Source organism: Xanthomonas axonopodis pv. maculifoliigardeniae (assembly GCF_041519315.1).
In the GTDB taxonomy this organism is placed as follows: domain Bacteria; phylum Pseudomonadota; class Gammaproteobacteria; order Xanthomonadales; family Xanthomonadaceae; genus Xanthomonas; species Xanthomonas euvesicatoria.
Genome location: NZ_CP167998.1, coordinates 1,884,567 through 1,907,917, shown reverse-complemented (window position 1 = coordinate 1,907,917; position 23,351 = coordinate 1,884,567). Strand labels below are relative to the sequence as shown.

The window sequence follows — 23,351 nt, the reverse complement described above, 5'->3', positions numbered from 1 at the left end:
CGACCCTATCCCCCCGTGTTGCCGCCCGGCCTATGCGCCCGCCGGCAGCCCCAGTGCTCCCCCGCCCTCCCCTTCACTAACCGGGGAAGACGCCCGTGGTTGAGTTTTTGATCGTCATCGCCCTGATCGTGCTGAACGGCTTCTTCGCCATGTCGGAGATGTCGTTGATGACCTCGCGCAAGAGCCGCCTGAAGCAGATGGCCGGCTCCAGCAAGCGCGCCGCGCGGGCCCTGGCCCTGGCCGAAAGCCCCGAAAACTTCCTGTCCACGGTTCAGATCGGCATCACCCTGATCGGCATCCTGACCGGCGTGTTCGGCGGCGAGGCGATCGGCGAAGCCATCGCCAACTGGCTGCAGGGTGTGTTCCCGGCCTTGGCGGGCACGTTCGAACTGGTCGGCAAGCCGCGCCCGTATTCGGTGGTGATCGGCAGCACTCTGGCGGTGGCGCTGATCACGTTCCTGACGCTGATCTTCGGCGAGCTGGTGCCCAAGCGGCTGGCGCTGCGCAATTCCGAAGACATCGCAGGCGTTGTCGCGGTGCCGATGGCCTGGCTGGCCAAGATCGCCGCGCCCGGGGTGTGGGTGCTGGCGCGCTCCACCCGCCTGGTCCTGCGCATGCTGGGCATGGGCAAGGACGAGTCGGCCTCGGTGACCGAAGAAGAGATCCGCATGCTGGTGGCCGAAAGCCACGAGGCCGGGGTGATCGACGCGCACGAGCGCGACATGATGAATCGCGTGATGCGGCTGGGCGATCGTACCGCCGACAGCCTGATGACCCCGCGCAACCGCATCGCCTGGCTGGACGCCAACGCCGAGCCGGAACGCAATCTGCAGGTCATGCGCGAGCACGAATTTTCGCGCTACCCAGTGTACCGCGGCAGCGACCAGGACATTGCTGGGGTGCTGGAAGTCAAATCGCTGGTCACGCGCATGGACGGCCACGGCGCGCACCTGTTCCAGGCGCTGCGCGACACCTTGTTCGTGTCCGAATCCACGCACGCGATGAAGCTGCTGGAAATCTTTCGCGAAGAACAGCAGTCGATGGCGCTGGTGGTGGACGAATACGGCGAAATCCGCGGATTGGTGACCATCAGCGACCTGATGGGCGCAGTGGTCGGCCGTCTGCAGGCGGTGGAAAATACCGACGAGGACGCGCTGGTGGTCACGCGCGCGGACGGCTCGCTGTTGATCGACGGGTCGCTGCCGGTGGAAGAATTGCGCGAAGTCCTCGGTGCCGAACTGCCCGACGCCGACGAGGGCGATTACCACACGCTTGCGGGCCTGTGCATTTACTATTTCGGGCGCATTCCGCAGGCCGGCGAGTTCTTCGATTGGGCCGGCTGGCGCATCGAGATCGTCGACCTGGACGGTGCGCGCGTGGACAAGTTGCTGCTGAGCCGGGTGGGCGACGAGGACAGCGATGACATCGTCGGGTGACGGCGGTGCGCCGCACGATGATGCCAGCGAGCAGATGCGCTACCGCAACGAAGGCATCCGCAGCCTGCTGGCAGCCTTCAGCGAAGGTGATCCGGACCAGGTGTTGCGCGTTCGCGAGATCTTGGCCGACCTGCAGCAAAGCGCCTTCGGCGTGTTCCTGTTTCTTGCGATCCTGCCCTCGTTCATTCCGATTCCCGGCGTCGCCGGTGGCATCAGCGGACCGTTGACCATCCTGATCGGGCTGCAGATGATGTGCTGCCTGCGCAAGCCGTGGGTACCGCGCTTCATCGGCGAACGGGGGCCGCGCCGTCGGACCAGCCAGCGCTTCGTGGCCAAACTGGGACCGACGCTGCAACGCCTGGATCGCCTGCTCAAACCGCGGTTGCATGGCATGCTGGACCGGATGCCGGCGCAGCTCCTCACCGGCTTGCTCCTGGTGCTGGTCGGCATCCTGCTGACGCTGCCGATCCCCTTCACCAACTACATCTTCGGCCTGATCCTGCTGCTGTTCGCGCTGGCCCTGCTCGAGCGCGACGGTGCGCTGATGCTGGTGGGCTGGGCAGCTGCGCTGATCTCGGTGGTCGTGTTCGGGGTCACCTCCGACCAGCTGGTGGATCTGATTCGCGATTGGTGGCCGGACGCCTGGCGCTGAGCGCAGCGCGTCCGGCGCGTCGCTTGCGACGCAGTTATTTCAGATCGACCACGCGGTTGTCCGACAGGCTGCCGGTATCGTCGGTGACCGCCGTCATCACGAAATACAGCGCCTTGCCGAGCAGCCCGCTGGGGCCGTCCCAGTATTCGGCCGATTCGGCGCGCACATGGATCAAGCGCAGATTCGGGTCGTCCTTGCCGCCGGGGAAGAACACCTTCATTGCCGGCGACCACAGTTCGTCGATCTTGGCGCGGTCGTGGACTACGCGCGCGGTGCCGGCCACCGAGACATACGTGTTCTTCGAGGCCGACGCATAGGCCACGTTGACGCGCGGATCAGCGGCGATTTCCGCCACTTTCGGGCTGTCGACGGCGGTGGCAAACCACAGGTCGCCATCGAACTCGACTTCCTGCGTGCCCAGCGGGCGGCTCACCAGTTTGCCGTCGGCCGAGACGGTGGTGAACATCGCGATGTCCACCCCGCGGATCAATTCGGCCAACTGTTTGATGCTCTCGCTGCGTTGCTGAAATTGCATGCTGGTCTTCCCAATGGATGTGCACGCATCACAGCCGATCGCCGCGCAAAGCGACGTGAATCACGCCAAGGTCACGTCCAGCTCGCGGCACGCGGCCGCGGCAATTTCGAAGGAGCGCAGGCGCGCGGCGTGGTCGTAGATGTTGGCGGTGAACAACAGCTCGTCGGGCGTGTGACGCTCGATGAACTCTGCCACGCCGCGCGCAATCTGCTCGGCATCGCCCAGTACCGTGCACGCCAGTGCACGCTCCACCCCGGCACGTTCATGCGGCTGCCAGAAGCTGTCGATATCGTCGATGGGCGGCGGGATCTTGCCCGGCTTGCCGCGACGCAGATTGACGAAGCTTTGCTGCTGGGTGGTGAACAGACGGCGTGCCTGCGCCTGCGTCTCGGCCGCCACCACATTCAGGGCCAGCATCACGTGTGGCTTGGCCAGCTGTGCGGACGGTCGGAATTCGCGGCGATAGATCGCCACCGCGTCGTCCATCGCGTCGGGGGCGAAATGCGAGGCGAACGCGAACGACAACCCCATCGCGGCGGCAAGGCGTGCGCTGAACAGACTCGACCCCAGCAGCCACACCGGCACCTCCAGCCCGGCGCCGGGCACGGCCTGCACCAGCTGCCCCGGCACCGCCGGCGCGAAATAGCGCATCAGTTCGGCCACGTCCTGCGGAAAGTGATCGGCGCTGTCGAAATAGCGGCGCAAGGCGCGTGCGGTGGGCTGATCGGTGCCCGGCGCACGGCCCAGGCCCAGGTCGATACGCTGCGGATACAACGAGGCCAGGGTGCCGAATTGTTCGGCCACCTGCAGCGGCGCGTGGTTGGGCAACATGATGCCGCCGGCACCCACGCGGATGGTCTTGGTGCCCCCGGCGACGTGACCGATCAGCACGGCGGTGGCGGCGCTGGCGATGCCTGGCATGTTGTGGTGTTCGGCCAGCCAGTAGCGCTGATAGCCCCAACGCTCGGCGTGCTGGGCCAGATCGAGCATGTTGGCGAAAGCGTGGGTGGTGTCGCTGCCTTCGCAGACCGGCGCCAGATCGAGCACGGAAATGGGGGTCATCGAATGACTCCGGAAAGAGTGATGTGCCAGAGATGGGGCTGGCCCGGCGGCATTGCCAGCGGCCTGTTGGGTGCAGTGAGGGATTACAGCATTCCAGCAGTCGGACAACGCATGAGGTGCACGTGCTTGGTTCCACTCGCGACAGCGGCGTTGTTGAGCTTGCTGCTGACAAGGGCGGTGCGGGCGCGATTGTGAGGAAGAGTGCTGTTGCCTGGTCGGCTGCGCGCACCTTGGATGCCCAGTGCCCTCTTGCCACAGACGAACGCGTTGACCGCGCGACGAAGCGTGCCCGCTGCGGCATCTGGACGCTGGCTATGATGAGACTGCCCTATCTGCCTGCCTGCCCATGTCTCCGAGTGTTTTAGCGCCCCCCGAACAGCCCTCGCCTTCCGCGCAGATCGCCGCCCGGATCGACCGGTTGCCCGCCAGCGCAACACTGTGGCGGCTGGTGGGGTTGCTGGCGCTGGGCGGGTTCTTCGAGTTGTATGACCTGTTCCAGACCGCCTACATCAGCCCCGGGCTGATTGGCGACGGCATTTTTGCCAGCGGCGCCGATGGCGCGTTCGGCATGTCCGACCAAGCGGCATTCGCGGCGGCCACCTTCCTTGGGTTGTTTGTCGGTGCCGCGCTATTGAGCCCGTTTACCGACCGGTTCGGGCGTCGCCCGGTGTTTACCTTCGCCTTGATCTGGTACACCGCTGCGACCGTGGCGATGGGCCTGCAGAGCACTGCCAGCGGTGTGATCGTGCTGCGCTGTGTGGTCGGCATCGGGTTGGGAATCGAACTGGTCACCATCGATACGTATCTGTCCGAACTGGTACCGCGGCACATGCGCAGCGCGGCGTTCGCATTTGCCTTTTTCGTGCAATTTCTGGCGGTTCCGACGGTCGCGCTGACCGCGTGGATGTTGGTACCGTCTGCGCCGCTGGGCGTGAGCGGCTGGCGTTGGGTGGTGTTGCTCAGCGGTGCGTTTGCGCTGGCGATCTGGTGGCTGCGCAGCCGCTTGCCGGAATCGGCGCGCTGGCTGGCCGCACACGGCCGGCACGCAGAAGCCGATGCAGTGGTGACCGAACTGGAAGCGCGCTGCACGCGCGATGTGGGTGCGCCACTGCCCGCGCCGCAGGCGGCCACACCCGCGCCGGCCGGTGTAATGCCCAGCGCACTGCTGTGGCGTGCGCCGTATCGCGGGCGCATCGGGATGTTGGTGGTCTTCCATGTGTTTCAGGCGATCGGCTTCTTCGGTTTCGGCAACTGGTTGCCTGCGCTGATCTCGGCGCAGGGCACCGGGGCCGGGGTGACCAAAAGCCTGGCGTACTCGTTTGCGATCTCCTTGGCCTACCCGCTGGCGCCATTGCTGTTGCTGCGTTTTGCACAGCGCTGGGAAAACAAATGGCAGATCACCGCATCGGCGCTGGGCGCTGTTCTGTTCGGTGGGCTGTTCGCGTTGCAGCATCAGGCAGTCGGCATGGTGCTGTGCGGGGCGATGGTCGCGTTCTGCAACGCCTGGATGAGCTTTGCCTATCACGGCTATCAGGCGGAGCTGTTCCCGACCGGCTTGCGTGCACGTGCAGTGGGCTTCTGCTATTCCTTCAGTCGCCTCTCCACGGCGGTGAGCAGCGTGCTGATCGGCTGGTTGCTGACGCAGGTTGGCAGCCACGGGGTGCTGGCCTTCATCGCGCTCAGCATGTCGATCGTGGCGAGCGTGATTGCCGCGTTCGGGCCGCGCACGCGCAATCGGGCGCTGGAAGAGATTGCGGGATAAAACGGCTGGCCCAGTGACCAGGCGCACCTGGCGTGCGCAGCCGGTGCGCCGCGTGACCGACCCATCCGGTGCCTGCGTGTCTTCGACTCGAGCCCGATGATTGCGCGCTATGTACTGTCAGCGACTTGCAGAGCCACCGACCCGCCAGCGTGTGACCGGCCTAGCGCACATCGTACGGCGTGGCAATTTCCGGCGAACTGATATGCACCCGCCGAACAGGCGCACCATCCAAGTTCACCGTGCGATCGGCCACGGCGGCCAAGCTGGTGCGATGCGAAACCACCACCAGCACGGTATCCGGCAAACGCGCGCGCAAGGTGCTCAGCACCTGATGTTCGGCATCGGCGTCCAGCGCGCTGGTTGCTTCGTCCAACACGGCCAGGGTCGGCCGACGCAGCAGCACCTGCGCCAGCAACAGGCGTTGCGATTCGCCGCCCGAGAGGCGCCCGTCCTGCGCGTTGATCGGCGTGTCCAGGCCTTGCGCATCGCGCTGCAGCCGCGAACATAGGCCCACATCGGCCAGCACCTCCCACATGCGTGCGTCGGACGCTGCGGGCAGCACCCACTGCAGGCAGTCGCGCACCGTGCGCTGCCACGGCCGCACGCCCTGGCCGATGTAGGCGCTGTGTCGCACCAGATGTCGATATGCCGAGAATGTCAGCCGTCGTCCGCCCATGTGCGCCACGAACTGCGCCGGCGGCGTCTGCCCGGAGAGCACATCCATCAGACTGCTCTTGCCCACGCCGGAGGCACCGACCACCAGGGTCATCTGACCTGGTACCAGCAATATCGATTCGATCGCGCATTGGGGCAGTGGCGGCGCCAGCCCGATGTGTTCGATATGCAGCGCAGCCGTGAGTGGTTCGGCCATTTGCTCCGGAACGTGTACCCGCGCAGCGCCCAGGTCGACATAGCGGCGCCACAGCTGCAGCGCCGGCCACGCCGAACGCAACTGCTGAAGGCTCTGCCGCGTGGTGACCAGGTACGGCAGCAGACGGCCAAGCAATAGACTGACGGTGATCAGCGCAGCACGCTCGCCCCCCTGCCAGCGATTGGCCAGCATCAGGATGCCGGCGATGGCGACCACCGCGGCAAGTTCCAGCAGCAGGCGGCTGCCGGCAACCAGTGCTTGCTGTTGCGCATACCCGTGCCCCAGTCGCGCCGAAATGCGCTCGTAATGGCGGGTTTCGAGGCCTTCGCGCTGAAACGAGCGTACGTGGCGCAAGCGACGCGGAAAATCTTCGCTGAGCCAGAACAGTTGCGTCATGTCGGCCACATACGCGCGGCTGATGCGTGCCTGTGCGCGACTGCTGGAGAAGCGCAGACCCAACCCTGCCAGCACCGCCAGCAGTGGGGTGGTGATCAACAGCACAGGTGCAATCAGCACCGCGATGCACACGCTCACCAGCGCAGTGATGGCCGCGACCAGCAGCTGCAGCACGGCGCCGAAGCCTTGCGTGGCGATCTCGATGTTGTACGTGAGCACGTTGGCGATTTCTGCTGAGCTGGCCCCGGACAGGGCCGGCAACGGCGCATCGATCAGTGCCGCATGCACGCGTGCGCGCAGACCGATGGCATAGCGGCTGGTCAACTGCGCGGCCAGTCGCGCGCTCTGCCAGCGCAACACGGCAAACAGCAGGCTCACCGCAATGAACAGGCACGCCTGCATCGCCAGCCCGCCCGGCAAGGCCAGGCGATAGCCCGCCAGTTGCACGCTGTGGCCTGGCTGCACCAGCGGCAGCAGGCACACCGCCACCACGCTGCCGGCCAACGCGGCAGCCAGCGACAACGCGACGTAAAGCGCAATCATCGGCATGTCTGCAGGCACCAGCGTGCTCGCGAACTGTTGCAATGCAACGCGCATGCGCCGGATGGCGGTCATCGCCAGCGGCTCATTCGTGCGCAACATGCAGGCGCCAGTGCGCGATGCGGGTCTGCGGACCGGTGGCGTTCCAGGAGGCTTGCATACGGCCACTCATTGCAACAGCTGCAGCAGCGCATCCACCGATGCCTGCGGATGCGTGCCACGGTGCAAGGTGAACATGCCGATGCGCCGCACCTGTTCGACGAAGCGCTGCCAGCCGGGCTGACCGGCGGCGTACGGTTGATCATGGGCCAGGCAGGCGGCGACTTGCTCGCCAGGCACCGCGACCAGGCGCTGTGCCGATGCGATGGCCGGCGACCTGGACACCATCACGACCGCATGCAACCGCATCGGCTTGGGCGCGAGATGCGCGTGGCGATGGCGAAGATCGACCTCGAATTTTTCCACGCCGCTGCGACGCCGGATCACCGGCGATGCGCTGATCCATGCGCGCGTGGGCGCGTCGACCAGGCCCAGCGCTTCGGCACGCAGATGCAGGAAATTGGCCACACCGGTGGTGAGCAGGCTATCGGGCGCCACAAAGACACCGTCTTCGGCGACAAAGTCCAGGCCATGCAACAGGCTGTGCAAGGCCAAGGTCGATTTACCCGCACCGCTGGCGCCAAGCAGCAACACGCTGCGTCCGCGTCGACCTACACAAGCGCCATGCAGCGGCACCAGCCCAATGCCACGCGCAGCCAGCAGGAATACGGCGAATTCGATCAGTTCGTAACGCACGTGATACGCGTGGGCAAGCATGTCCTCGGACACCACCAGCATCGCGCGGCGCTGTGGCACCGAGAGCATCAGGTAATTGCACGCATCCACGACGCCGCACAGCAGGCCGCCGCTGGCGTGCGTGCGCACAGGCGGCGGCTCGGCATCGGTGCGTCCCGGCGCACGCGGCAGCAGGTCCAATGTGACATGAAATTCCGGAGCGCCCGGCAGCCGATGCGCGGGCAAACCCGCGTAGGCGGCATCGACCAGCGCCAGCAGTGCTTGGCTATCGCTGTGGAAATGAAACAGCGCGCCGAGAATCTGCCGGCGCACGCCCAAGCGCCGCGGGCGATGCTCGCCGAACGGATCTGCCGCTACTGCGGCCCCTGCTGCGATGGCGGCGGAGCCATCGTTCAGCGGCGTGTGTTGCGCCCATGCAGCCGACTGCGGCATGCCTTCATCCGATGCACTGAATCAGCCGATGGGTGCCGCTTTCCTACAGAAAGGTTGCCTCGCCGCAGCCTTGCCCGCATGCAACGCGACGCAACCAAAGCGGCCTGCATCCGCACCTACTGCCGAGCCGAATGCCGGTGTCTGCGCACGCCGCTGCTGCGCCCGCCTGGCGAGAGAACGAGAGCCTTGTGCCGATGGTAAAGATCCAGGTCAGTCATTCGTATTTCCTGCGTTACGACCCCAAGCAATGGGAGCGCGGCAAGCCGTATCCGCCATTGGCGACGTTGCAGATCGCAGCGCTGCTGCGCGAGCGTGGGCATGCAGTGAGCCTGTTCGATGCAATGCTGGCCAACGATGTGGAGGACTACACCGCCGCACTGCGCGCTGCGCAGCCGGATCTGGTTGTTTTCTACGAAGACAACTTCAACTTCCTCACCAAGATGTGCCTGAGCCGGATGCGCGAGGCCGCCTGCCGCATGATCGCGCAGGCCCGTGCCGCCGGCTGCCGCGTGCTGGTGGCCGGCTCGGATGCGTCCGACAACCCGGATGCGTTCCTGGCCGCAGGCGCGCATGCGGTGTTGATCGGCGAAGGCATCGCCCCGTTGATCTCGTTGCTGGAGCGCATCGAAGCGAAGCCGGATATCACCACCGACCACTGGCTGGAGGGAGTTGCGCAGATCGCCACCAGCCAGCCTGCGGCAGTGCGCGTGCATCCCGGCGCGCAACCACCGGACGCACGGCTGAGCGGCCTGCCGGCATGGGACCTGGTGGATATGCCGCGCTACCGGCGCTTCTGGCAACAACGGCATGGCCATTTCAGCTTGAACATGGCCGCCTCGCGCGGTTGCCCGTTCCGTTGCAACTGGTGCGCCAAGCCGATCTGGGGCAATCACTACAAGCGGCGCGGCGCCGAAGAGGTGGCCGCAGAGATGATCCACCTCAAACGCACCTTTCGGCCGGACCATATCTGGATGGCCGACGACATCTTCGGCTTCCATATCGATTGGGTGGAGACCTTTGCGCAGCAATTGAGCGATGCCGACGGCGCGGTTCCCTTCACCATCCAGACCCGTGCCGACCTTGCCAGCGAACGCATGGCCGCAGCGCTGGCGCGCGCCGGCTGCGTGGAGGCCTGGATCGGTGCGGAAAGCGGCAGCCAGCGCATTCTCGACAAGATGACCAAGGGCACCCAGGTCGGCGAGGTCATCGCCGCACGTGAGCGCCTGGGCACGCAGGGCATCCGCGTGGGTTTCTTCATCCAGCTGGGCTATCTGGGCGAGGAACTCGACGACATCCTGGCCACGCGCGCATTGGTGACGCAGGCCAATCCGGACATCATCGGAGTCAGCGTGTCGTATCCCCTGCCCGGCACCAAGTTCTACGAAGAAGTGAAGAATCAGCTGGGCAGCAAGACGCATTGGCAGGATAGCGACGACCTGGCGATGATGTTCCGTGGCGCGTACGACTCCGCGTTCTATCGCAGTGTCCGCGATCTGCTGCACAGGCAGGTCGATCTGCAACAGGCGCGTGCCACGATCACGGCCGATGCGTTCGCGCAGGCGTCGGAGCAACTGGAAGCACGCTGGTCTGCCTTGATCGCCAGTGAGGCCCGGCACCGCAGCGAGCCGATGCCCCCCAGTGCTGCGCGTCAGCCACGCCACCTGAGCACCGTCCTGGTGGGCTAGCGCGCGATCGTTTCCACACTTTATCTATCGACACCTTGCCTGACCGGACCACGCGCATGCAGCCTTCCCTTCGCACCATCAAGCACCGCCTGCACACGGCGACCGAACGGCTGGCTCTGGAGCTGGCCCAGCCAGGCGATGCACTGCCGCAATGGGACCGGCTGCAGTGGCAGCTGGCGGCAGCGGCAGCGGCCGCGCACGGCGTTTCGCCGCTGTTGCAGCGCCGCTCGTTGTGGCAGAACGCCGAATGGAATGCCTTCCTGAGCGAACAGCGCAGCCATGTCGAAGACCGCCATCGGCGCATCGCGCTGCTGCTGACTCGTATCGATACCGCTGCCCGCAGCGTGGGCGTCGCGCTGGTGGGATTGAAAGGAACCGCTTTGCATCGACTGGGTGTGTATCTGCCTGGCGACCGCCCGATGGCCGATATCGATCTGCTGGTGGAACCCGACGACGCGCCTGCAGCGGCGGCGTTGTTGTGCGAACTGGGCTACGTCGCTTCTTTCGAGCAGTGGAAGCACCAGGTATTCAAGCCGCAGCACGGCGAGGCAGTGGCCGGGCTAGGCGAACACCGCGATGCGCCGATCAATATCGAGCTGCACACGCGCATCCAGGAACGTTTGCCGGTGAGCAGCGTGGAGATTACTGACCGAATCCGGCCGGAGCGGCCGCAACCGGGCTTGAATCCCTATCCATCGATCGGCGCATTGATGTGTCACTTGCTGCTGCATGCGGCAGGCGGCATCTGCCACCGCACCATTCGCCTGATGCATCTGCATGATCTTGCCTTGCTGGCAACGCGCATGGGCCCGCGCGATTGGGAGCAATTGTGGGAAGACAGCGCCATGCCGCCATGGTGGGCGTTGCCGCCACTGCTGTTGCTGCAGCGCTATTACCGCGCTGTGGTGCCAGCCGCGGTGATGGCGCGCCTGCATGCTGACTGTCCTGCGCTGCTGCGCATGCGAGCAGCCCGGCAAACGCTCACCGCCGCATCGTGCTCGAACCTGTGGTTATCGGCGCTGCCTGGCATCGAATGGTCGCGCTCGTTGGGCGAAGCGCGGCAGTATCTGCACAGCCGTGTGGTGCCTTCGGCAGAAAGCCGCAAGGAGCGCGCGGACATGCTGCAGACCCAGTTATGGCTGCAGGATCAGCCATGGGTGCGCCAAACCCAGGCGCGCCGCCTGGTGACGCGCCTGACCAGACCCGTGCCGCGCACGGACATGTTGTACGTGGTGCGTGCGGCGCTGGATGGCTATCTGCAGCCGGCGTGAGGCTGCGCTAAGCGCGGCTAACAAAACGTAGCGAGCAGCCGTCAGGTGGGCGCGGACGGCGCGCTCAGAACCGCAGCGTACATGTGGCACATGCCGATTCCGAGCACCGGTGGCACCCGCGTGGCGGCTGCACAGTCGTTTTGTCAGCTGCTAAGGAGTTTTCCTCGCTCAAGGCACGAGCGCACGAGATCACCGACGATAGCGCCCTGCCTTGCCGCGCACATCAACGCACTTCAGGCAGCGGCCGCTGCTCGCACAGCTGGCGATACAACTGCTCGAACAGGCGCGTGGTCAATGCAGCATCTTCGCGGACGGCGCGGCACTGCGCCGCCCAGGCAAGGCGCAAGCGCAGTTCGTCATCGCCGAGCACCTGGCGGATGGCCTCTGCCATTCCGGCCCAGTCGCCCGGCGGCACCGCCAATGCGCAGACAGGAGCCCACTCGACCAGATGCCCCACCGCAGTTCCCACCGTAGGAACCCCTGCAACGGCAGCTTCCAGCAGCACCAGCGGCCCGGCTTCGTGCAGCGAGGACAGCACCAGCAGATCGGCCGACAGCATGATCGGGCGCAACTCGCGCTGGGTCTTGAAGCCGAGAAAACGCACCTGTTGCTGCAAGCCGAGCTGCTGCACCAGGCGCTGCATGGCACCGCCCAATGTGTCGACGCCCACCATGTCCAGGGTGAAGGCAACGCCGGCGCGCTTGAGTGCGGCCATTGCCTGCAACAAGGTGGCCTGATCCTTGACCGGATTGAGGCTTGCCACATGCAGCAGGCGCGGGGTCGGCCCGGTACGGGCGCGCGGCGCTGCAGGCGGCCAGGCGCGCAGATCCACGCCCAGCGGTACGCGTTGCGCAGCAATGCCCAGTGCCTGCAGCGAAGCGATGATGGGCGCGCTGGCAGCCGTTACCTGGTCGGCAAGCCGCAGGATCATCGCCTCGCGCAGACGCCCTCGCCATCTGCGGCGGCCGCCGTAATCGATGCGATGCAAGGCCACCAACTCGCCGCCGGCGATATGCACCATGCTGGGACGGCGTAGCAGCTTGGCGGCAGTGACCGCGATCAAGCTGCAATAGCCGGAAAAAATCGCCTGAATCACAGCGAACGGTTCGCGCCGGTGCTCGTCGCAGATGGCGGCAATTGCGCGCAGCCGCGTCCGACGCGCGCCGATGTTGTGCACCGTGGCACCGCGCAGGCGCCAGATGCCCGGCTGCGGCTCTTGATGCAGCACGAACACGTGCACGTCATGGTTGCGTGCCAGCCACTCGATCAAGGTCAGGAACACCGGGATCACGCGGACTTCCCCGCTCCGATCCACACCACCTGGCACCACCAAGGCCAGCTTCATGCGGTGCGCTCCGGCGTGGTCGCGCGCAAGTGCGTATAAGCCTGCGCCCAGCGCCGGCCCACTGCGGCAAACGACAGGCGCGCGTCGAAATGGGCACGCACCTGTGCGCGCGAGGGGCGTTGCCGACTGACGCGCAGCAACAGTTCCGACAATGCCGATGCATCGCCGACCGGCCACAACTCGCCCATTGCGCCGTCATCGCTGAGCGCACGAAACGACGCAATGGCCGTCAGCAGCGGCAGGCAACCGCAGGCATAGGCTTCCAGTGCGGCATAACCGCAACTTTCTGCATGGCTGGCAGAAACAAACAAATCCGCCGCACGCAGCAGCTCCTGCACGTGTGCGTGCTCGACCTTGCCGAGCAAGTGGACGCATCTGGCCAGCTGTGGGTCGGCGCGCAGGCGCTGCTGCACCTGCGCCATCAGTGGCGCCTGGTCGAACACGCACCACAACCGCAGACCGGGCAACGCACGCGCAGCCAGGGCCACTGCATCAAGCACACAGAGCGGGTCCTTGGCTGGACTGAAATGGCCGATCCACACCACACAAGGGTCACCGTGCACCCGCGTCTGCTCGCGTGCCTGCAATCGGTCGCCCGGGGTGAAGCGGCTGCTGGATTCGGGGATGGCATACAGCTGCGTGCTGCGGCGAAACAGGCGCGCACGCACGAACGGCCGCGCCAGCTCCAGCGAGGTGAACGCGATGCCGGCTGCGGCCGCGTAGCGTGCGCGCCATAGGCGGCTGGCCCACCAGCGTGGTGGCCGGTTGGCATGATCCTGCAGCAGGATCGGCAGCTGCGGCAGCAGGCGCGCCAGACGCCGCGCATCGCCGGCGAATTCCAGACCATGTACATGCAGCACATCGGCATCGTTCTCGTGCAGCAATGCGGCTAGCGTACGGGCGCGAACTGCGCTGCCACGCTGGTGCAGATCGACGAAGCGGTAATCCACGCCCTGGCGGCGCAACCTGGTGTTCAAGGCGGAGGCCTGGATCACCGACACCTGCACGCCAGCACTGGCGACAGCTTCGGCGATATCTGCCAACGTCGGCCATTGCGCGAACACCTGCTCCACGTTCAGGCCATCGGGCGTGGGAACCAGATTCAGCTGTGCGACGTGCAGGCTCATAGGGCCGGCAGCGCCTGGATGGCGATCGACGCAACGTCGCTGCTGCTTGCCGCTGCGACCGCAGCGTGCCGCTGACGGGCAGTAACCCACGCACAGACAGCCACTGCGGTGTGCAAGATCTTGCTCACGCGACCCGTCGCAGCCGTAGCACCAGCGCAACCGGCACCTGCAGCGCCATCTTGTCGAAACGTGCCCCGGCCGGGATATCCGCGGGATCCAGTATCGGCTCGGACACGGCTTCGATCGCGAACCCGAGTGCGGTGCATGCCGAATGCCAGTGGCTATAGAGATGCGGGGTGTGGCGGACCGCGTAGTGCTGCCCATCGGCCTTGAAGTCGCGCCGCCAGCCCAGCGCGTGGCCGATCGGGTGGACGTCGCTGCACAGCACGATGCCGCCGACGCGGGTGACGCGATGCAGTTCTTCCAGCGCCGGCCATAGCTGTTGCAGGTGCCCCACCACCAGACCGCACAAGCTCAGGTCGGCCACCGTATCGGGCAACGGCAGATGATCCAGGCTGCCTTGTTGCAGAACGATGCGTGCGGCCGGCCAGTCCTGTGCGAGCTCGGTACCGGCACGGTGCAGCATCTGCGGCGACAGGTCGACACCGGTCACTTGCCGGGCCCCACGGTGCAGTGCGTGCAGCATGTAGCGGCCGCTGCCACAGCCGGCGTCCAGCACGTGCTGGCCCTGCAGGCTGGATGGCATCAGTGCGAGCATGGCGCGCTCTTCGGCCAGCATCACCGGGTTGTGCGCGTGCGGTGGATACGCCTGCGCCCACAGTGCGTAGGCAGCAGCGGGCTCGAGCACCGGCACTGCGCTCACGAAAGCGCTCCATTGGCAACCGGCGCATGGGTAACCTGCGCGGCGGCCTGCGCCGGCTGCTCCTGCGTTAAACGCTGAAGACCGGGTTCGAGCGCCAGCACCGCCGGGTCGGCCAGCGTGGCATCGAGCAATTTGGGCCGTCCGTCCAGCAACACCGGCACGGTCCGGATGCCGGCCGCGCCGAACCACGGCGCAAAATCCGGATCGGCGATGCGCGGCTTGCCATCGCGAATCACCGCACGCAAGTCGCTGCGCGTGCAACCGATGATGCTGCTGGCAGGTTCGCCGCCGCGGTCGCGCACGATCAACACATCTGCAGCGGCTCCAGGCGCAATCCGCCCACGCGTTGCCATGCGCAGGATACGCGCACAGTCACTGGTGACCATGCCAAGCAGTTGGTCCGGTGCCAGTCCGCTCCGGCTGGCGATCTGCAGTTCTTCCAGCAGGTCGCGCGCGCCGCTGATGCGCGAATCGTTGCCCAGCGCCAGCCGGCCGGCCATGCACAAGCGCCACGGATCGAGCGTGCGGCCGAGCAGCGCCTGATTGCTGGACGGACACCACACCACGGCTGCGCCACGCGCGATCACGCGATCGATATCCTGCTCACCCATGCCTACGCCGTGGATCAACACCGTGTTGGCGGCCAGGCAGCCGAGCCGGTCGAGTTCATCGAGCTCGGCACGCGCCACCGCATCGGTGCCTTCGGCCAGATGGATCATCCAGGGATGCGCTGGCAGGGTCGCGGCAAAGCTGCTTTGTACGGGCGGGCCGTAGCCTGTCCACCCCAATGCGTAGCTCCAGCCGAAGTCGCGCAGCAGGCTCACCGGGAAATTCGCTTCGTCCAGCGTGGCGTGCCATGGGTCGTGCTGGGCCACGCACGTGACGCCGGCCAACAGGTTCTTCAAACCGCCATGGCGCAACCGCACTGCCTTGGGCACACGCAGTGCGGCGGCCACGTCCGGATGCTGGAAATGCGCCTGAAATGCCTCGATCCACGCGTAGCTGTTGCGAAACGGCGCGGTCTGCGGCAGCGGCGGCACGCAGTTGACCTGCAGATGTTCGTGCGCATTGATCAGGCCCGGCGCCAGCACATGCCCTTGCAGATCCATGCGCACGGTGCCGGTGCCCAGCGTGCCGCCGAAGCGCCCCGCGCGGATCGTCACTGCGGCACGCGACGGACCGGCCTGGGTGATCGCACGTGCGCCTTGCAGGCAGACATCGGCCATGGCCATCGACTGCTCCACTCAGCGCTTGCGCATCACGATCAGAAAGTGATCGCCCATGTCGCGCAGCAGCGGCAGCCCGCCCCACCGGTCGTCGCAGCGCCCCAGGCGCTCGGACAGGCGTGGATTGCGTTCGCAAAACTCCACCAGATACGGCGGCGGCAGGAACAGGCTCAAGGCGCGGTAGCTGTCCAGGGCGAAGTGCGTTTCGAATGCACGGTAGAACTCGCGCGGCAGGTGGTACCAGGTCCAGATGGTGTGCCCATTCATGCCCACCGCAATTGCGCCTTTGGCGGCACGCACCGCCGCGCGCCTGAGGCGCCCACGCAAGGCGTAATGGCCGATTTCCCACGGGCAGATCCGCCCGATCACCGAAAACACCAAGCAGCCGTCCGGGCGCAGCAGGCGCGCGCACTGTGCGGCAACGGCCGGCAGATCGGGCGCGCAATTGAGCGGGCCGAAGTTGGAGTACATGCCATCGAAGCTGCCTTCCAGCCGATCGAGTTGCTGGATGCCGACATGCGCGGTGGTGAGGCGTTCTTGCAGACCGTGCGTGGCAGCGCGATGGCGGGTGCGCTCGACCATGGCCGGCGACCAGTCGGTGGCCAGCACGGAATATCCGCGGCGCGCGAATTCGCCAGCATCCAGGCCGGTACCGCAGCCCAGATCGACCAGCCGCGACCCCACCGGCAACTCGCTCGCTACGGTGTCCCACAGCGTGGTGCGCATGCGCTGGATCAGCGCGTTGTTGCCGCGGGGACCATCGTAGTCGGGAGCAACGCTGTCGAAGGCACGTTGCGTTTCCAGCAGTTGCTCCGGCGCGACCGTGCCGCCCCGCGCCGCATGCTCACTGAGTGACGACATGCGCAGCCTCCCACACCCGTCCTATTGTTTTCACCACACACTCTCCGGTCGCAACGCCACCAATGCGGCATCGCTTGATAGACCCGTGAGTGCGCGATGTTGCCGGTTTGGTTGCAGCGCACTGGATGGTGGCCGAGCTGGCGCAGGCAATCACACCCAACATGCATGCATTGGCCAAACGCGCCGCATGCGATGCACGGCCTCGCCTTCGCTCGCGTATCACCCGGGGCCTGCTGCATGCGAAAGTGCATTCCCCCGGTTTGCGCCGAGGCACCACTGCAGCGTCACACATCGGCGTGTGCAGGAGTCCGCGCACGACGACGCACCGCATTGCGCAGCACTGCGGCCAGCACGCCCAGCCCTGCGCCGGCCAGCAGGCCGGCCGCCCAGGCGGTGATCGCATTTGGATACGCCTGGCGGTCGGGCACGTACAGCGGCCACGCCAGCGAGGTCTGGTAGGTGTAGCGCGCGGTGAGCCGGGCGACGAGGTCGTCGCGCTCGCTCTTCAAGGCGCGAATCGTGGTGTTGCTGTCGGTGAGCAACACGCCCGCCAGGACCTGTGTCGGCGTGGCGGAAGCCCCTCCCTGCCCGGCCTGCAATTGCCGCTGCAGCTGCTCGCGATGGCTGGTGGCCGCGCGCAGATCCTCGCTCAAGCCCTGCAGGCGGGCGCGCGCAAGATCGAGCGCAGCTGCATTGGTGCCGCCGTGCAGTATCTGCAGTTGGGTCACGGTGGCGGTGGCCAGCGTGCGCGCCTGCTGCGCCGATTCAGCCCGGATGGTCACACCGATCAGATTGGCGTAAGGGTCGGGGTCCGGCTTCAGGCTGCCGCGATACAGCTGCGCGGCGCGGCTATCGAGCGGCACCTGCGCCTGACGCAACACCGCATCCTGAAACAGCCGCGTTTTCATGCGATCGATCACGCGCTGAAACGGTTCGACCTTGGGGTCGCGGCCAGCAGGAGTCGGGCCGATTTCGCCAACCTGGATCCACGCGGTTGCCTCCCATTGCGGTTTGGCCAGGCGGGTGAAGGCGAAGGTCAGGCCCAGCACCACCACCAGCGCTGCCACTGCCCAGCGCCATTCCCGGCGCAGGATGCGCCACAGGTCGATCAGATAGATTTCGTCGTGTTGATTCATGGGCGTGGCTCTGCAACGGGGCGATGAATGACGTGCTGCCCGCTCACGCGGCAGACGGATGTGCGGACAGGCGATTGGGCAGCAGCACCGTGCAGGCATGCAGCACCAGGCACAGCGCGATAAAGCCGAAGTTGGTCCATGTGAACGCCTGCGGCGCGAAGGGCGACATCAGGCAGGCGTAGGCGATACGCAGGAAGATCAGCACATGGAAGATCGACAGCGAGCCATTGAGGCGGCGCACGCTCCAGACCAGCCCGGCGTACAGGGCCAACATTGCAAGCAAGGCACCGGCAGCGCCCCACGCCATCAAGAACGGAAAGAACTCGGTACCCACATTGATGTTGGGTGCATCCAGCGGAATGCTGGTCCCGGCGGTGGCAATCGAACCACTGAACGGCACCAGTTGATTGATCAGGAAACTGGCGTTGACGTAGCCCTTGGCCAACATCGCACCGAAGTTATACGGCCCTGCGCTGATGTAGAGCAGCAACCATTGCACGCCCTGCGGCATGGCACGGTAGAACGCGCTGAACGGCAACGCCACGGTGGCCAGGGAACCGGAGCGCAACGCGCCAAGGATCGAAAACACGCCACCGCCGGCCAGCACGAGCAGGCCGATGGTCTTCCACGGCAGCCGACGCGCCGGATCGCGCCGCAGCAGCATCACCAGCACGAACGAGAACAGGCCGGCGAAGATGCGGTTGCGATCGATCACCACGATCGGAAACACGAATCCCAACGTCACCATCGCCGCACGCAGCCCACGATGGCGTACGCACAGCAGGGCGATCGGCGGCAGGATCCAGCACATATTGGAGATGTGCCGCACGTGCGCACGCAACGGGCTCAAGGTGGCGTACGACGCCGGATCGCTGAACAACGGAATCGGAAACAGCACCAGGTCGGCGATGCAGAACACCGTCACCGCCGCGGCCAGTACCATCGCCAGGAATGCATCGCGGGTACCGGCGTAACGGTAGTGGCGAAAGCGCTCGACCGACGGCACCTGCGTGCGTAGCACCGTATCGAGCGAGAAGGTGGCCGCTGCCGCGAGCGCCAGCAGCACGATGCCTTCCAGGTAGCCATCGGGTAGCGCATAGGTCAGCCACGTCAGCGCGCAGCTGAGCAGCATCGGCACGGCCAGATATGTCGCCGGGCGGCGCAACAGCGTGCTCATGCAAGCTCCACCGCACGCGCAGTACGTTTCGGACGCCATCTGGCAGACAGCGACAACCATGCGTAGGCCACCAGATGCACAGCCACCCGGTGCGGCCGGCGCCGCAGGAATTCCACCTTGGCAGCGATGTAGCGCGCCTGCGCATGCAGCAGTGTGCGATCGGGCTCTTCGAATAACGGTGCGCAGCGCAACGCCACTTGCCGTGATTCGCGCAGGTTGGCGATGCGTGCCGGCACCTTTGCGGTCTTGCTGAGGTTGCTGCCATGCAAGCGGTAGGCGCATACCGGCAGATCGATGAAAGCCAGCGCATCGGCTGCAACCAGGCGCAGGAAAAAATCCCAGTCTTCGATTCGGAGCGACTCGTCCCACCCGCTGCGCGCGTCGAAGGCGCTGCGCCGCAGCAGCGTCACCGCGCCACTGACTGCCCACCGCCGTATCACCGCATGCCGGATGCCGGATTCGCAGCGATACAAGCCCTTGTCGACCTTATGCAGATCGCGCATGGCGCTGCCATGCAACAGTCGCCCATGCGCGTCGACCACGCAGGCATCGCCGATCACCGCAAGTTTTTGCGGATGTCCGCGCAGATAGCGCACCTGCGCGTCCAGCCCGCCGGGCAACAGATAATCGTCGCTTGCGCCAAGCCGCAGATACTCTCCCCGCGCACGCAAGGCCAGTTCATTGAGCGTGGCGGCAACTCCCCGATTCTCGCGTTGCACGAAGTGCACCGGTAGCCGATGCCCATGATCGCTGATCCATTGACTGATCTTTTCGCCGGTGGCATCGCTGGAGCCATCGTCGATGATCACGATTTCCTTGCATGGATACGGATCTTCCAGGACGCTGTCCAGGCAGCGCTGCACGAAATGCTCATGGTTGAACGCCGGAATCAGTACCGACACCAACGGCCAGCGTGCACGTGCCGATACAGGTGCCTGATCGTTCATGCCGCCCGCTCCAGGTAGCGCCGCACCACCACGATGTTGAACAACAGATACAGCACGTAGTTTGCTGCAAACGCGTACATCGCGCCGATCAGCCCGAACTGCGCGGTGAACACGTACACCAGCGCCAGATAGCTCGCTGCAAACACGCATTCGGAAATCACGAACAGCCGCGTCATCGCCTTGGCCACCATCACATACGACAGCACGAACGCCGCGATCTTGATCACATCGCCCAGCAGCTGCGGGCCGTACAAGGGCGCCGCCGCGGCGAATTGGGGATCAAACAGCAGCCGGGTCGCCCAATCGCGGCATACATACACGCCCAGCGCCGCCACGATCACCGCCGGCATGACATAGCGATATGCACTGCGCAGCTCGCTGCCCAGCCCCGCAGCGCCTTGCAGCGACGCCAATTTGGGCAGGTAGTACACGTTGATGGCGGTGGTGAAGAACAGCAGATAGGCATCGGAGACCCGGCTCACCGCCTGCCAGTAGCCCACTTGCCCCCAGCCGAATTGCAGCGCCAGATGATCGCGCACCAGGATGGTCGCCAGCTGCGGCACCAGTGTCGAGGTGAGCGTCATCAGCGAAAATGCCGCCAGCCGACGGGTCATCTCCGCATCGAAGCGCATCCGCCACATGGCAGGCTGAAAATAGGGGCTACGCCGCAGTGCCGGAACAGCAGCCAGCAGCCACAGTACCTGACCCAGGACCAGCGCCAGCAGCGCCCCGTATAGTTGCACTTGGCTGGAAAGCCACGCCACCAAGGCAACGCTCAGCACGGCGCCTGTCACTTGCACGAAGGCGAGCCGCCGCACGTCCATGAAGCCGTTGATCAGCGCCAGTATGTAGTTGAGCAATGCGATTCCCAGCTGCGCGATTGCCAACACGCAGATCAGCGGACGGTAGCTCGCATCGCCCAGCAAGCGCTCGGCAATGGCTCCGCTGAAGGCTATGGCCAGCAGCGCGATCACGCAGGCCGCGCAGAATGCGTATAAGAGCGCCGCACTCAGCAAGCGCGCCAACTCGGGCGCATCGTCGCGGTACTGCGCTACATGCTTGACGATGCCGGCACTGATGCCGCCACCGGCCAATACCGCCAGCACCGACATCAGGTTGAGGAACTGGCCAAGCCGGCCCACGCCCTGCGGCCCGGCGTAGACGGCGACCAGCTTGACCACCACCAATGCCGCCAGCAGCTTGGCCAGCGTCGCAACGCCGGTGTAGGCGCTGCTGCGCACGAGATTCATGTGTTGCTGCCGAACGATTGACAGGCCGCGATCACGTGCGCAACTGCTGCATCGTCCAGCGCCGGCCCCATCGGCAGGCTCAGTACTTCCCGATGCAGCTGTTCGCTCAGCGGCAGGCACGCCTCGCCCAGGGTGGCGTATGCCGGCTGCCGATGCGGCGGCACCGGATAATGAATCTGCGTGTGGATGCCCTGCCGCAACAGATGTGCCTGCAAGGCATCGCGCTGCGGGCTGCGTACCACGAACAGATGCCAGACGTGCTGCTGCTCTGCCACCGGCGCGGGCAGCACGATCAGCGGGTTGCAGATGCCGTGCAGATACCGCTGTGCCACTGCACGCCGCAGCGCGATTTCGTCCTCCAGATAGCCCAGCTTGACGCGCAGGAAAGCAGCCTGCATTTCATCCAGACGCGAGTTCACCCCCTGGCAGAGATGGTGATACTTCACTTCCGAGCCATAGTTGCGCAGCGCGCGAATGCACTCGGCCAGACGTACATCCGACGTCGTGACTGCGCCGCCATCGCCCAGTGCACCCAGGTTCTTGGTCGGGAAGAAACTGAAGGCCGCCGCATCGCCGAAGGCACCGGCGCGCCGCCCCTGTGCGCGTGCCCCGTGCGCTTGCGCGGCATCCTCGATCAGCAGCAGGCCGTAGCGATGGGCCAGGGTCTGCAGAGCCTGCATCTGGGCCAATTGGCCATACAGGTGCACTGCCATGATGGCGCGCGTGCGTGGCCCGATCGCCTTCTCCACCCTTGCTGGGTCGATGTTGAAAGTGACCGGGTCCGGCTCGACCGGCACCAGCACCAGATGGTTCTGGCTGATCGCCAGGAATGTCGCGATGAAGGTGTTGGCCGGCACGATGATTTCGTCGCCTTCGCGCAAGACCCCCAGCTCACGATAGCCGCGCAGGATCAACGCCAACGCATCCAGCCCATTGCCCACGCCGACTGCATGCGTGGTGCCGCAATAACTGGCGAATTCGGCTTCGAACGCGGCCAGCTCTTGACCGAGCACATACCAGCCGGCATCGATCACGCGTGCCGCTGCGAGTTTGAGTTCATCCGCATAGCGCGCATTGACTGCACGCAAATCCAGGAAAGGCACATCCATTACATCAACCATCGATAGACATCCTGCACCACGGCGCGCGCGCCGAAGCGTTCCTTTTGTTCCACCAGGCCTTCGTTGAGCACCTGCCCGCCCTGTTCGGTGGAGATACCGAAACTGAAATATTCGCGCTGCGCATAGACATCGGTAATCAGGTCGGCCAGCAGCAGGCTCAACGCATCCAGCTGGCGCCCCTGTTCGGAGACCGCCAGGTATTGGGTATGCACGCAGCGGCCGAAGTCGAAGACCAATGCGGCTGCGACCAGTTGTCCATCAGCGCGCGCTTCATGCAACACGATCTGCTGCGCGAACCGGCGTTGCAGCAGTTGAAGCTCATCCAGCCGGTGCGTCGGTGCCACGCCATGCCGCTGCAGCACCTGGGTCAGCAGCGCATGGAATCCATCGAGCTGGGTCCCGCGCTGGATCTGCACGCCGGCCTTGCGCGCCTTGGCAATGGAACGCCGCCGCTCGGTGCTTAATGCAGGCCGCTCGCGTAGTGCAATCACCGACGACAAGTCGCGCCGGCACAGCTGCGCGCCAAGCCGATGCAGTGCGTAGAGCTCTTCCTCGGCCGGGTACGCATGGAAGATATGCGGCACCGGCTTGTAGATGACCTCGCGCACGCCAAGCGCGCGGTAGTGCGCGGCAATCTGCTCGAACACCTGCAAGGTGGCGCCGGCACGTAGCGCCATCGACGACAGCAGCCCGGCATAGGTGAGCCCGGCGTGGCTGCTGACGCAACTGCCCCGCACATTGGCCGGGAGCACCGCCACCACCGTGTCCCTACGTTGGACCAGCAGGGACGCATCCACAAAGCGCTCGGCGTGATAGTCCATATAGTCACGCCGATGCAGCAGATTGCCATTGCGCGATGACGCCACCAGGGCATCCCACGCGGACGCATCGCCCGGCATGT

General features: G+C 65.6%; 20 protein-coding genes and 1 other RNA gene. 5 read left to right on the top strand and 16 right to left on the bottom strand.

Annotated elements, in window-relative coordinates:
* Positions 1-95 precede the first annotated feature (95 nt).
* Positions 96-1,436 carry a hemolysin family protein gene (locus ACDH77_RS08420; RefSeq protein ID WP_031422272.1) on the top strand — a complete coding sequence of 447 codons (1,341 nt, stop codon included), beginning with the start codon at positions 96-98 and terminating at the stop codon, positions 1,434-1,436.
* On the top strand, positions 1,420-2,088 hold the full coding sequence (locus tag ACDH77_RS08415; RefSeq protein ID WP_031422269.1) for an exopolysaccharide biosynthesis protein: 669 nt from the start codon (positions 1,420-1,422) through the stop codon (positions 2,086-2,088). Before ACDH77_RS08420 ends, ACDH77_RS08415 begins: the two co-directional genes overlap by 17 nt.
* 34 nt (positions 2,089-2,122) lie before the next feature.
* On the opposite strand, the gene ACDH77_RS08410 is transcribed toward ACDH77_RS08415, so the two are convergent.
* A complete protein-coding gene (locus ACDH77_RS08410) occupies positions 2,123-2,623 on the bottom strand; it encodes a pyridoxamine 5'-phosphate oxidase family protein (protein ID WP_031422267.1) in 501 nt (166 codons plus the stop codon).
* Between the two features lie 60 nt (positions 2,624-2,683).
* Positions 2,684-3,685: an LLM class flavin-dependent oxidoreductase gene (locus ACDH77_RS08405; protein ID WP_008574989.1), complete on the bottom strand. Its 1,002-nt coding sequence runs from the start codon at positions 3,683-3,685 to the stop codon at positions 2,684-2,686.
* A 346-nt stretch (positions 3,686-4,031) separates the two neighbouring features.
* Here ACDH77_RS08405 and ACDH77_RS08400 point away from each other — a divergent pair, with 346 nt between their 5' ends.
* Positions 4,032-5,447, top strand: coding sequence for an MFS transporter (locus ACDH77_RS08400; RefSeq protein ID WP_031422265.1), 1,416 nt, complete (start codon positions 4,032-4,034; stop codon positions 5,445-5,447).
* A gap of 160 nt (positions 5,448-5,607) precedes the next feature.
* Here the strand turns inward: ACDH77_RS08400 and ACDH77_RS08395 are convergent, their stop codons facing one another.
* Both ACDH77_RS08395 and ACDH77_RS08390 read right to left on the bottom strand, forming a co-directional pair.
* Positions 5,608-7,329, bottom strand: coding sequence for an ABC transporter ATP-binding protein (locus ACDH77_RS08395; RefSeq protein WP_031422263.1), 1,722 nt, complete (start codon positions 7,327-7,329; stop codon positions 5,608-5,610).
* A 93-nt stretch (positions 7,330-7,422) separates the two neighbouring features.
* The gene (locus tag ACDH77_RS08390; RefSeq protein WP_011347086.1) at positions 7,423-8,481 is read right to left on the bottom strand and encodes a hypothetical protein; all 1,059 of its coding nucleotides are present in this window, start codon (positions 8,479-8,481) and stop codon (positions 7,423-7,425) included.
* 131 nt (positions 8,482-8,612) lie between these two features.
* Here ACDH77_RS08390 and ACDH77_RS08385 point away from each other — a divergent pair, with 131 nt between their 5' ends.
* Positions 8,613-10,166, top strand: coding sequence for a B12-binding domain-containing radical SAM protein (locus ACDH77_RS08385; RefSeq protein WP_218488611.1), 1,554 nt, complete (start codon positions 8,613-8,615; stop codon positions 10,164-10,166).
* 56 nt (positions 10,167-10,222) lie between these two features.
* Positions 10,223-11,437 carry a nucleotidyltransferase family protein gene (locus ACDH77_RS08380; protein WP_011347084.1) on the top strand — a complete coding sequence of 405 codons (1,215 nt, stop codon included), beginning with the start codon at positions 10,223-10,225 and terminating at the stop codon, positions 11,435-11,437.
* 15 nt (positions 11,438-11,452) lie between these two features.
* Here ACDH77_RS08380 and ACDH77_RS08375 read toward each other — a convergent pair.
* The 12 genes from ACDH77_RS08375 to ACDH77_RS08320 all read right to left on the bottom strand — a co-directional run bounded on the left by ACDH77_RS08375 (position 11,453) and on the right by ACDH77_RS08320 (position 23,349).
* Positions 11,453-11,529, bottom strand: a non-coding RNA gene (locus ACDH77_RS08375) — sX9 sRNA.
* 131 nt (positions 11,530-11,660) lie between these two features.
* Complete coding sequence (locus ACDH77_RS08370; RefSeq protein ID WP_127171302.1) at positions 11,661-12,782, bottom strand: glycosyltransferase family 4 protein; 1,122 nt, start codon at positions 12,780-12,782, stop codon at positions 11,661-11,663.
* Positions 12,779-13,909, bottom strand: coding sequence for a glycosyltransferase family 4 protein (locus ACDH77_RS08365; RefSeq protein WP_031422258.1), 1,131 nt, complete (start codon positions 13,907-13,909; stop codon positions 12,779-12,781). Before ACDH77_RS08365 ends, ACDH77_RS08370 begins: the two co-directional genes overlap by 4 nt.
* A 124-nt stretch (positions 13,910-14,033) precedes the next feature.
* Positions 14,034-14,732 (bottom strand): class I SAM-dependent methyltransferase, encoded by a 699-nt coding sequence (locus ACDH77_RS08360; RefSeq protein WP_218488612.1) that lies wholly within the window; start codon positions 14,730-14,732, stop codon positions 14,034-14,036.
* Positions 14,729-15,964 (bottom strand): amidohydrolase family protein, encoded by a 1,236-nt coding sequence (locus tag ACDH77_RS08355; RefSeq protein WP_218488614.1) that lies wholly within the window; start codon positions 15,962-15,964, stop codon positions 14,729-14,731. Before ACDH77_RS08355 ends, ACDH77_RS08360 begins: the two co-directional genes overlap by 4 nt.
* Before the next feature lie 12 nt (positions 15,965-15,976).
* Entirely contained in the window at positions 15,977-16,819 is an 843-nt protein-coding gene (locus tag ACDH77_RS08350; RefSeq protein ID WP_011347079.1) for a class I SAM-dependent methyltransferase, read from the bottom strand.
* Between the two features lie 284 nt (positions 16,820-17,103).
* Complete coding sequence (locus ACDH77_RS08345) at positions 17,104-17,955, bottom strand: Wzz/FepE/Etk N-terminal domain-containing protein (protein WP_057681529.1); 852 nt, start codon at positions 17,953-17,955, stop codon at positions 17,104-17,106.
* 43 nt (positions 17,956-17,998) lie between these two features.
* Positions 17,999-19,132, bottom strand: coding sequence for a hypothetical protein (locus ACDH77_RS08340; protein WP_057681530.1), 1,134 nt, complete (start codon positions 19,130-19,132; stop codon positions 17,999-18,001).
* Entirely contained in the window at positions 19,129-20,079 is a 951-nt protein-coding gene (locus ACDH77_RS08335) for a glycosyltransferase (protein ID WP_029819192.1), read from the bottom strand. The genes ACDH77_RS08340 and ACDH77_RS08335 overlap by 4 nt, the downstream gene beginning before the upstream one ends.
* Positions 20,076-21,329 (bottom strand): O-antigen translocase, encoded by a 1,254-nt coding sequence (locus tag ACDH77_RS08330; protein ID WP_011347075.1) that lies wholly within the window; start codon positions 21,327-21,329, stop codon positions 20,076-20,078. The genes ACDH77_RS08335 and ACDH77_RS08330 overlap by 4 nt, the downstream gene beginning before the upstream one ends.
* A complete protein-coding gene (locus ACDH77_RS08325; protein ID WP_218195615.1) occupies positions 21,326-22,450 on the bottom strand; it encodes a DegT/DnrJ/EryC1/StrS aminotransferase family protein in 1,125 nt (374 codons plus the stop codon). Before ACDH77_RS08325 ends, ACDH77_RS08330 begins: the two co-directional genes overlap by 4 nt.
* Positions 22,438-23,349: a GNAT family N-acetyltransferase gene (locus ACDH77_RS08320; protein WP_057681532.1), complete on the bottom strand. Its 912-nt coding sequence runs from the start codon at positions 23,347-23,349 to the stop codon at positions 22,438-22,440. The genes ACDH77_RS08325 and ACDH77_RS08320 overlap by 13 nt, the downstream gene beginning before the upstream one ends.
* Positions 23,350-23,351 lie beyond the last annotated feature (2 nt).